Genomic DNA, 8,967 nt, shown 5'->3' with positions numbered 1-8,967 from the left:
ACTCACAGGCGCTACGCGCCTACATCGTCGAGGGACTCGTTCTTCGTCTCGCGCATGACGAGCAGCGCGACGAACGTGAGCGCGGCGGCGATCAGCAGGTAGATGCCCACCCAGCCGACGCCGTACGACGTGGCGAGCCAGGTGGCGATGAACGGTGCGACGGCGGCGCCGAGGATGCTGGCGGTGTTGTAGGCGATCCCCGAACCCGTGTAGCGCACGTTGGTCGGGAACAGCTCCGGCAGAACGGCGCTCATCGGCCCGAACGTCAGGCCCATCAACAACATTCCGATTGCCAGGAACGCGAGCATGCGAGCGTTGCCCATGCCGTCCTGGTTCAGCATGACACCGAACGTGAGGCCGAACAGCATGATGAACCCGGTGATCGTGAGCAGCGTGATGCGGCGACCGAAGCGGTCGGCCAGCCACCCCGACACGGGGACCGCGCCGGCGAAGAACAGGACCGCGACCAGCTGCAGCACCAGGAAGTCGGTGTAGTGGAACCCGGCTCCCGTGCCGCCCTGCGCGGGGGTCTTGCCGGTGCCGTAGCTCAGCACCCAGGTGGTCATGATGTAGAAGAGCGTGTAGGTGGCGAGCATGACGAATGTGCCGATGATCAGCTGACGCCAGCTGGTCTTGAACACCTCGGCGATCGGGGTCTTCACCTTTTCGCCGCGCGCGACGGCGCGGGCGAACACGGGCGTCTCCTCCAGCTTGAGCCGCACGTACAGACCGATCATCACCATGATCGCGCTGAGCAGGAACGGGATCCGCCAACCCCAGGTGAGGAACGCGCCGTCCAGGTCGGGGCTGCTGTTGTCGTGGTCGAGGAACAGCGTGATGATCAGGAACAGACCGTTGGCGAGGAAGAAACCGATCGGCGCGCCCAGCTGCGGCCACATGGCCGCCCACGCCCGCTTGCCCTTCTGCGCGGTCTCGGTCGCGAGCAGTGCCGCGCCGCTCCACTCACCGCCCAGTCCCAGACCCTGACAGAAGCGCATCAACGCCAGCAGCGCGGGCGCGACGATGCCGATCTGGTGGTAGGTCGGCAGCAGACCGATCACGAACGTCGCGATACCCATGGTGAGGAGGGAGCCGACGAGCGTCGTCTTGCGTCCGATGCGGTCGCCGAAGTGGCCGAACAGGATCGACCCGAGCGGCCGCGCGACGAACGCGAGTCCGAACGTGGCGAGGGACGCCAGCAGGGCGGTGGTGCCGTTTCCCTTGGGGAAGAACAGGTGTGGGAACACCGACACGGCCGCGGTGGCATAGATGTAGAAGTCGTAGAACTCGATGGACGTTCCCACCATGCTCGCGACGACGATCCGGCTTCTGGGTACGCCGGCGACGGTGGCCCCGCCGTCCGGATCTGGCTTCGACGTATCGACGGCACTGCTCACTCGACTTACTCCTGCACGATGCTATTTCAACTATTGGGACGACAGTCCATTCCTTAGGAATTGAACACCTCGTGTCTTTCGCTTGGCAAATTGGATAAGCTCTCCTCGGTGCGCCGGGAAGTCTGGTCGGCAGAGCATTTGCCGTACCCCGACCACATCGAAAGCGAGCGACCCCGGTGACCCAGCCCCTCCGCTCTGAACTCTCCCGCTACCTCCGCACCGAGACGGTCGGCGGTTCGATCCTGCTCGCCGCCGCCGCGGTCGCCCTCCTGTGGGCGAACTCGCCCGTCTCGGATTCCTACTTCGCGTTGCGCGACCGGCAGATCGGCCCGGAGGCGCTCCACCTGAACCTGACGGTCGGGACGTGGGCGCAGGACGGGCTGCTGGCGGTCTTCTTCTTCGTCGCCGGCCTGGAACTGAAACGGGAACTGGTGGTCGGCGAACTCGCCGACCGCAAACGCGCGCTGCTCCCGATCATCGCGGCCTGCGGCGGCGTGGTGGTGCCCGCGATCATCGCCGCGACGATCGGCGCCGGAACACCCGGCATGGACCGGGGTTGGGCCATCCCCGTCGCCACCGACATCGCATTCGCACTGGGCGTGCTGGCGCTGACCGGGTCCCGCATCCCGGCGAGCGCGCGCGTGTTCCTGCTCAGCCTGGCCGTCGTCGACGATCTTCTCGCGATCGTGCTCATCGCCGTCCTGTTCACCAGTTCGATCGCCCTGCTGTGGCTGCTGGGCGCCGCCGTGTGCCTTGCCGTCTACGCGATCGCCCAGCACCGGCGCATCACCACCCCACTGCTCTACGTTCCGCTCGCACTGTTCGCCTGGTACTGCATGCACCAAGCCGGAATCCACGCCACGCTGGCCGGCGTCGCTCTCGGCCTCCTCACCCGGGTGCGGCGCGACCCCGGCGAACGCGAATCCCCCGCGTCCCGCCTCGAGCACCGCATCCAGCCGCTGTCGTCGGGATTCTGTGTTCCGGTGTTCGCCCTGTTCGCGTCCGGGGTCGCCCTCAGCAGCGAACTCCTCGGGCAACTGTTCACCAACCCCATCTCGCAGTCCGTGATCGCCGGCCTCCTCGTCGGCAAGACCGTCGGCATCTTCGGCGTCTCCTGGCTCGCGATCCGCCTGGGTATCGCCAAGAAACCGCGAGCACTGGGGTTCCGGGACATGTTTGCCCTCTCAGTGCTCGGTGCGATCGGGTTCACCGTTAGCCTTCTCGTAGCGGATCTCGCGCTTGCGGGAATCGGTGACGGCAGCGCGGCCGAAATAGCTAAGGTCGCGGTGCTCGTGACATCGTTGACAGCGTCGCTGATCGGATCAGCGTTACTGTGGCGACGCGGTCGGGCCCATGCGGCCCGGCAGGATGACTCGGACGTGCAAGAGCTACCTGGAGGGGTCGACAAGTGAGCAACACTCACGGCAAGGGAGACAGCCCGCGTTATACGGGAGACGGGGTGCCGAACACGGTGTCGTCGATCCCGCTCACGGACGTGGACGCTCAGACACCCGGCGAGGCGAGCCTCGGCACGCTGGTCAAGCATGCGACCGCGCAGGTGTCCACCCTGGTCCGCGCCGAGGTCGAACTCGCGAAGGCCGAGGTCACCGGTGAGGTCAAGAAGGGCCTGCAGGGCAGCCTGTTCTTCATCCTCGCGTTCACCGTGCTCCTGTTCAGCTCGTTCTTCTTCTTCTTCTTCCTCGCCGAACTCCTCGACGTGTGGATCGCCCGCTGGCTGGCGTTCCTGATCGTGTTCCTGATCATGGTCGTGGTGACGGCGATCCTCGCACTGCTCGGCTATCTGCGAGTACGCAAACTCCGCGCACCCGAGAAGACCATCGACTCCCTCAAGCAGGCCAAGACCGTGCTGCCCACGTCGTACTCGGATGCGGAAGCCCATCTCGCATCGTCCACCGGACGTCACGCGCGGTAACTCGCTCCTGTGGCACCACCCGATCCGTCCACCGTCCGTTTCGACGGCCCCTGGATTCATCGCGACATCCACGCCAACGGAATCCGATTCCACACCGTCGAGGTCGGCGCATCCGCACCGGATGCGCCGCTCGTCGTCCTGCTGCACGGGTTCGCGGACTTCTGGTGGTCGTGGCGCCACCAGCTGACCGCACTCTCCGAGCAGGGGTACCGGGCCGTCGCCGTCGACCTCCGCGGATACGGCGATTCCGACAAACCGCCGCGGGGCTACGACGGGTGGACGCTGGCCGGCGACATCGCCGGCCTGATCCGGGCGATGGGCTACGGCGAGGCCACACTGGTCGGGCACGCCGACGGCGGCCTCGTCTGCTGGGCCACGGCGGTGCTCCACGCTCGACTCGTCCGGTCGATCGCACTGGTCAGCTCACCGCATCCCCTCGCGCTCAAGCAGGCCGTCCTCCACGACCGCTACCAGCGCAAAGCCCTGCTGCCTTCGTTCGTCGCCTGCCAGGTGCCGTGGCGTCCCGAACGTCGCCTCACCCGGGACGGCGGGTCGGAGGTCGAGCGGTTGATCCGCGAACGCTCCGGACCCGGCTGGACGGAGAATCCGGAATTCGACGTCGTGGTGTCACGGATGCGGTCGGCGATCCAGATCCCCGGCACCGCGCACTGCACGCTGGAATACCAGCGGTGGGCGTTCCGCAGCCAGTTCCGCCCGGACGGCAGCCGGTTCATGGCGTCGATGGATCAGACGCTGCGGATCCCCGTCCTGCACCTCCACGGCGACCTCGACCCCTACGTGCTCGCGGACACCGTACGCCGCAGCCACCGCTTCGCACCCACCCAGCAGTTGCAGACCGTCACCGGGGTCGGCCACTACGCACACTGGGAAGCCCCCGACCGCGTCAACGCCGCCCTGCTCGACCTCGTCGCGCCCCGCACGGTCTGACCGTCAGAGGATGCACGCCCCGGTGTCCACGGCGACCGACGCCCCGGACGCCGCCTGCAACTGACGCGACACCTCGGCGGCGGTGAGCACGAACCCGGTGTCGCTGTTGTCGACGGCGGCGCCGAACACAACCCCGAGCACCCGGCCGTCGCTGTCGACGAGCGGCCCGCCCGAATTGCCCTGCCGGATGGAACCGCGGACCGTGTACACCTCACGCTGAACGGTGCCCGCCCGGTAGATGTCGGGACCGCTGAGGTCCAGGATCTCCCGGACCCGCGCGGCGCTGGCCGTGTACGGCCCGCCGCCGGGGTAGCCGAGCACCAGCGCGTTGTCGCCGGTCTGCGCAGGTGCGGGCGCGAAGTCCAGGACGGGAGCGTCCAGTCCGGGCACCTCGAGGACCGCGACGTCGGCGGACGGGTCGAACAGCACGACCTCGGCGTCCATCGGCCCGTTCGCGGTGTCGACGACGATGCCCGCCGTTCCCGCGACCACGTGCGCGTTGGTCATCACCCGGTCGGGTGCGACGACGAACCCGGACCCCTCCAGCGCCCGCTGGCAACTCGGGGCCACACCCCGGATCCTCAGCACACTCGACTGCAGCGAGGACGCGACGGGACTCTCCAGAACGCTGGCGTCCGGCGGGTCGACGGTCGTGATGGGGGTGCGCCCGAACGGCCCGATCACGTCGGGCAGCCCGGACGTGTCGAGCAGGGCGGTGAACTCGGTGGGCAGTTGCCGCATCCAGGCGGGTGCGATGTTGTCGACCGTCTCGAGGACGGTCGACCCGCGCACCGCCGCCGCCAGCTGCGGCTGGGACGAGGACGTGAGCGGGATCGCCAGCAGCCATGCCGCGACGAACACCGCGACGGCCTGCACGCAGGCGCCGATCACGCTGTCGACGGACCGAGCGACCGGACTGTGCATGCTTCCCCGCGCGGCCCGGCCGAGGACCATGCCGGCAACCTCGCCGACGATCACCAGCACCACGATCAGGGCGATGCCGACCAGCACCCGACCGCGGCCCTCGTCCACGTGCACCAGTACGTGCGGCGCGATCAGGATGCCCGCGACCGCGCCCAGCACGACGCCGATGAAGGCGAGCACCGACGCCACGGCGCCCTGACGCCAGCCCGACGTCGCCGCGACGAAGGCGATCAGGACGATGGCGAGGTCGATCCACTGCGACCCGGTCATCGCTCGGCCGCCGGGCGGCCGTGACCGTGGATCAGGTGGTCGTCGTCCAGGTCGTTGTCGAGTTCGGCGAGGACCGTGTCGAGGTCGCGGATGTCGCGGCGGTCCCACTCCTGTTCCCAGCCGGAGACGGCGAACAGGGCGGCGAGGATGCCGGCGGTGAAACCCCACACGAGCATGCCGTCGGCGGCGAATGCGGGGCCCTGGTACCCGGCCGGGTGCCGCACCTGGAACCGGTTCCGCGGATCGATCAGGGTGTGCACGGGAACCCGGGCGACACGTTCGGCCTCCGCGGGATCGACCACGCCGACCGCGCTGGGCGTCTCCCAGTACGCGAGGACGGGGGTGACGTCGAACCCGGACGGCGGGATGAAGATCTCCTCGAGCACGGCCAGCGGGCGGACACCGGACGGGTCGAGTCCCGTCTCCTCCTGGGCCTCCCGCAACGCGGTGGCGATGGGTCCCTCGTCGCCGGGGTCGCTGGCACCGCCGGGAAAGGCCACCTGACCACTGTGCTGACGCATCGTGGACGCACGCTGGGTGAGCAGGACGTCGGCGCCGGCGGGCAGGCCGCCCGACATCAGCGGGTCCGCCTCGACCGGACCGCCGAACAGCACGAGCACCGCCGCGTCCCGGGTGGTCGTGCCGGTGGGCGCGCGCCGATCGAGAACGGGGTTGATCCGGTGCGGGTCGGCCGGCGTCCGGTGCACGACCCGTCGCAGCCAGGGCGGAACGGCACCGCCGTCCACGGGAGACGTCATGCCGCCACCCCCAGGTTCTGTTCGACGGCGTCCGCGATCTCGTCGACGCTGCGGAACGGCTGCGGCAGGACCTTCGCCACGGTGCCGTCCGGCCGGATCAGCACCGAGACCGGGAGGACGGGAGGGGCCCCGACCGCGACGCGGACGCGACCGTCGCCGTCCTGCACACCGGGCAGGGTGACGGAGTAATCGATGAGCCTCGACAGCGCGCTGGACTCGTTGGGATCGGTGTGCACCGTAAGCACGGTAACCGCGTCGCCCGCACGATCCGAAAACTGCTGCATATAGGGCAGCTCCTCGGCGCAGGGGCCACACCAGTACGCCCACAGGTTCAGCAGCGCCGGTTTACCACCGAGCGCGGCCGCCAGATCCACCCGACTGCCGTCACCCACGCATTCCACCGTGATGCCGGACAGCACCGGATCAGCCGACGGCCCGGACGCGGTCACCGGGGCGGGGCACGGGGCCAGGCCCGCCTGCGCCCTCAGAGCCGCGAGCGCGTCGGGATCGGCGCTCACCGACGTCGGGGTGGGGCCGCCCGCACCGAACCGGTCCTGGTACGACGTCTCCGCGTCGTCGCCCCGCGGCCAGATCGCGACCACGAGAGCCACCACGACCACGAGGGCGGCCAGACTCCACCGCGCTGCACTAGACACTCGTCTCTACCCTCACCTGCCGGCCAGACGCAGCAGATGCTCCGTCTCCGGTCCACGAACAAGTCCGGCGGCGACGTCGGGGTCGACCGGGCCGAGGCCGTACGACGGACAGTCACCTGCGAGCACACACACCCCGCACGCGGGCTTGCGGGCGTGGCAGACGCGCCTTCCGTGGAAGATCACCCGGTGCGAGAGCAGCGTCCACTCCTTGCGCTCGATCAGGGCGCCGATGGCGTGCTCGACCTTGACCGGATCTTCCTCCTCGGTCCACTTCCACCGCCGCACGAGCCGCCCGAAGTGGGTGTCGACCGTGATTCCCGGCACATCGAACGCGTTGCCGAGGATCACGTTGGCCGTCTTCCGGCCGATCCCGGGGAGCGTCACGAGATCCTTCAGATTGCCGGGGACCTCGCCGTCGAAACGCTCGAGCAGCGCCTGCCCGAGTCCGATCAGAGAGTTCGTCTTGTTTCGGTAGAAACCCGTGGACCGGATGTACTCCTCGAGTTCGGTGCGTTCGGCCTCCGCGTACGCCTTCGCGTCGGGGTAGCGGGCGAACAGCGCCGGCGTCACCATGTTCACCCGCACGTCAGTGCACTGCGCGGACAGGATCGTCGCGACGGCGAGGTCCAGGGGCGTGGTGAAGTCGAGTTCGCAATAGACGTGCGGGAAGGCCTCGGCGAGCCTGCGGTTCATCCGCCGGGCGCGCCGGACGAGTCCGAGCCGGGTTTCTTCCTGCTTCGCGGCCCGCGAACGGGTGCGTCCACGCACTTCGGAGCCGTCGCTGGGGGTCGCATGCACGGGATCAACTCTACGGACACCCGACCGATCCGAATTGCCGCTGTGTCGCTTCTGAGACATTTGCAGTGTTTACTTCCCGGTATGCAAGGTCTCGCTGTGGTCCTCTTCCCAGTGCTGCTGATGCTGTTTGCGCTGGCAATGGAGCGGGTGGAGTTCAGACTCCGCCGGCTCACGGTTCGTCAGCAAGAGGTGGAAGAGTTCCTCGACCAGGCAAGTCACGACGAAGTGGCCACCCTGGCCCACGAAGGTTTCCCCCACGCATTGGCACGCTTCCATCGACGTCGCAAGGGGCGGTCGGGCTTCGAATCCGACGACGCCGACATCACCGAAGTGAGCTCGCGGCGCGCCAGCTGACCCCTGCGAAACCCCGGAAGGACGCACCACCGGACGCATCACCCGGTTAACTTTTGCGACTTCCGTGGTATCGGTCACTCAGACCGAGCCGTCTCAACGTAGACTTCAGAGCCGTACCTGTTGCACAGCGACACGCCGCGGATCACCGGGGCATCGTCGACATGCAGCAAATCGCGCACAATATGCATACAGACGAACAATATTCCCAAGGAGCGCACGTGGACGACGTCCTGGCAAGAGCCGGCATCTTCCAAGGAGTCGAGCCCTCAGCGGTAGCGGCGCTGACCAAGCAGCTGCAGCCTGTCGACTTCCCCCGCGGACATGTCATCTTCAACGAAGGTGAGCCCGGTGACCGCCTGTACATCATCGTTTCCGGCAAGGTGAAGATCGGCCGCCGCTCGCCGGACGGCCGTGAGAACCTGCTGACGATCATGGGCCCGTCCGACATGTTCGGTGAGCTGTCCATCTTCGACCCGGGTCCGCGTACCTCCACCGCGACCACAGTCACCGAGGTCCGCGCGGTCAGCATGGACCGCGAAGCGCTCAAGGCGTGGATCGACCACCGCCCCGAGATCGCCGAACAGCTGCTGCGGGTTCTCGCGCGCCGTCTGCGTCGTACCAACAACAACCTGGCCGACCTCATCTTCACGGACGTCCCCGGTCGTGTCGCCAAGGCGCTGCTGCAGCTCGCACAGCGGTTCGGCACCCAGGAGGCGGGCTCACTGCGCGTCACCCACGACCTCACGCAGGAAGAGATCGCCCAGCTCGTCGGCGCGTCCCGCGAGACCGTCAACAAGGCGCTCGCCGACTTCGCGCACCGCGGATGGTTGCGCCTCGAAGGCAAGAGCGTGCTGATCTCCGACTCCGAGCGCCTGGCGCGTCGCGCGCGGTAGTCCTCGCATCGACGACGTCGGCCACCCCCTCACGGC

Annotated in this window: 10 protein-coding genes; 5 read left to right on the top strand and 5 right to left on the bottom strand. The window is 68.2% G+C overall.

Features of this window, described 5'->3' with window-relative positions:
- Positions 1-11: 11 nt before the first annotated feature.
- Complete coding sequence (locus tag ACFTZB_RS39240; RefSeq protein WP_378440361.1) at positions 12-1,397, bottom strand: MFS transporter; 1,386 nt, start codon at positions 1,395-1,397, stop codon at positions 12-14.
- Between the two features lie 176 nt (positions 1,398-1,573).
- Here ACFTZB_RS39240 and nhaA point away from each other — a divergent pair, with 176 nt between their 5' ends.
- The 3 genes from nhaA to ACFTZB_RS39225 are packed head-to-tail and all read left to right on the top strand — an operon-like array spanning position 1,574 to position 4,278.
- Positions 1,574-2,809 (top strand): Na+/H+ antiporter NhaA, encoded by a 1,236-nt coding sequence (gene nhaA / locus ACFTZB_RS39235; protein ID WP_378440359.1) that lies wholly within the window; start codon positions 1,574-1,576, stop codon positions 2,807-2,809.
- Entirely contained in the window at positions 2,806-3,330 is a 525-nt protein-coding gene (locus ACFTZB_RS39230; protein ID WP_378440357.1) for a phage holin family protein, read from the top strand. Before nhaA ends, ACFTZB_RS39230 begins: the two co-directional genes overlap by 4 nt.
- Before the next feature lie 9 nt (positions 3,331-3,339).
- On the top strand, positions 3,340-4,278 hold the full coding sequence (locus ACFTZB_RS39225; RefSeq protein ID WP_378440355.1) for an alpha/beta fold hydrolase: 939 nt from the start codon (positions 3,340-3,342) through the stop codon (positions 4,276-4,278).
- A gap of 3 nt (positions 4,279-4,281) precedes the next feature.
- Here ACFTZB_RS39225 and marP read toward each other — a convergent pair whose 3' ends face one another.
- From marP to nth, 4 genes are read right to left on the bottom strand one after another with little or no spacing between them, the layout of a single operon-like run.
- Entirely contained in the window at positions 4,282-5,472 is a 1,191-nt protein-coding gene (marP, locus tag ACFTZB_RS39220) for an acid resistance serine protease MarP (RefSeq protein WP_378440354.1), read from the bottom strand.
- A complete protein-coding gene (locus ACFTZB_RS39215; protein ID WP_378440352.1) occupies positions 5,469-6,230 on the bottom strand; it encodes an NUDIX hydrolase in 762 nt (253 codons plus the stop codon). The genes marP and ACFTZB_RS39215 overlap by 4 nt, the downstream gene beginning before the upstream one ends.
- On the bottom strand, positions 6,227-6,886 hold the full coding sequence (locus ACFTZB_RS39210; RefSeq protein WP_378440350.1) for a TlpA family protein disulfide reductase: 660 nt from the start codon (positions 6,884-6,886) through the stop codon (positions 6,227-6,229). Before ACFTZB_RS39210 ends, ACFTZB_RS39215 begins: the two co-directional genes overlap by 4 nt.
- Before the next feature lie 12 nt (positions 6,887-6,898).
- Complete coding sequence (gene nth, locus ACFTZB_RS39205) at positions 6,899-7,744, bottom strand: endonuclease III (protein ID WP_378440348.1); 846 nt, start codon at positions 7,742-7,744, stop codon at positions 6,899-6,901.
- 21 nt (positions 7,745-7,765) lie between these two features.
- Between nth and ACFTZB_RS39200 the strand changes: the two genes are divergently transcribed.
- Positions 7,766-8,038, top strand: a complete 273-nt coding sequence (locus tag ACFTZB_RS39200; RefSeq protein ID WP_378440346.1) for a hypothetical protein — start codon at positions 7,766-7,768, stop codon at positions 8,036-8,038.
- A gap of 218 nt (positions 8,039-8,256) precedes the next feature.
- Positions 8,257-8,931: a Crp/Fnr family transcriptional regulator gene (locus ACFTZB_RS39195; RefSeq protein WP_005256089.1), complete on the top strand. Its 675-nt coding sequence runs from the start codon at positions 8,257-8,259 to the stop codon at positions 8,929-8,931.
- Positions 8,932-8,967: the final 36 nt, after the last annotated feature.

The sequence above is a fragment of the Rhodococcus sp. NPDC057014 genome, from assembly GCF_042673295.1.
In the GTDB taxonomy this organism is placed as follows: domain Bacteria; phylum Actinomycetota; class Actinomycetes; order Mycobacteriales; family Mycobacteriaceae; genus Rhodococcus_F.
Note: the sequence above shows the minus strand (reverse complement) of the source record. Positions and strands in the feature narration are given on the sequence as shown.

Excerpts from the sequence above, each read along its gene's own strand:
- ACFTZB_RS39215 (WP_378440352.1), bottom strand. The coding sequence starts at position 6,230 with ATGACGTCTCCCGTGGACGGCGGTGCCGTTCCGCCCTGGCTGCGACGG.
- marP (WP_378440354.1), bottom strand. The coding sequence starts at position 5,472 with ATGACCGGGTCGCAGTGGATCGACCTCGCCATCGTCCTGATCGCCTTC.
- ACFTZB_RS39200 (WP_378440346.1), top strand. The coding sequence starts at position 7,766 with ATGCAAGGTCTCGCTGTGGTCCTCTTCCCAGTGCTGCTGATGCTGTTT.
- nth (WP_378440348.1), bottom strand. The coding sequence starts at position 7,744 with ATGTCTCAGAAGCGACACAGCGGCAATTCGGATCGGTCGGGTGTCCGT.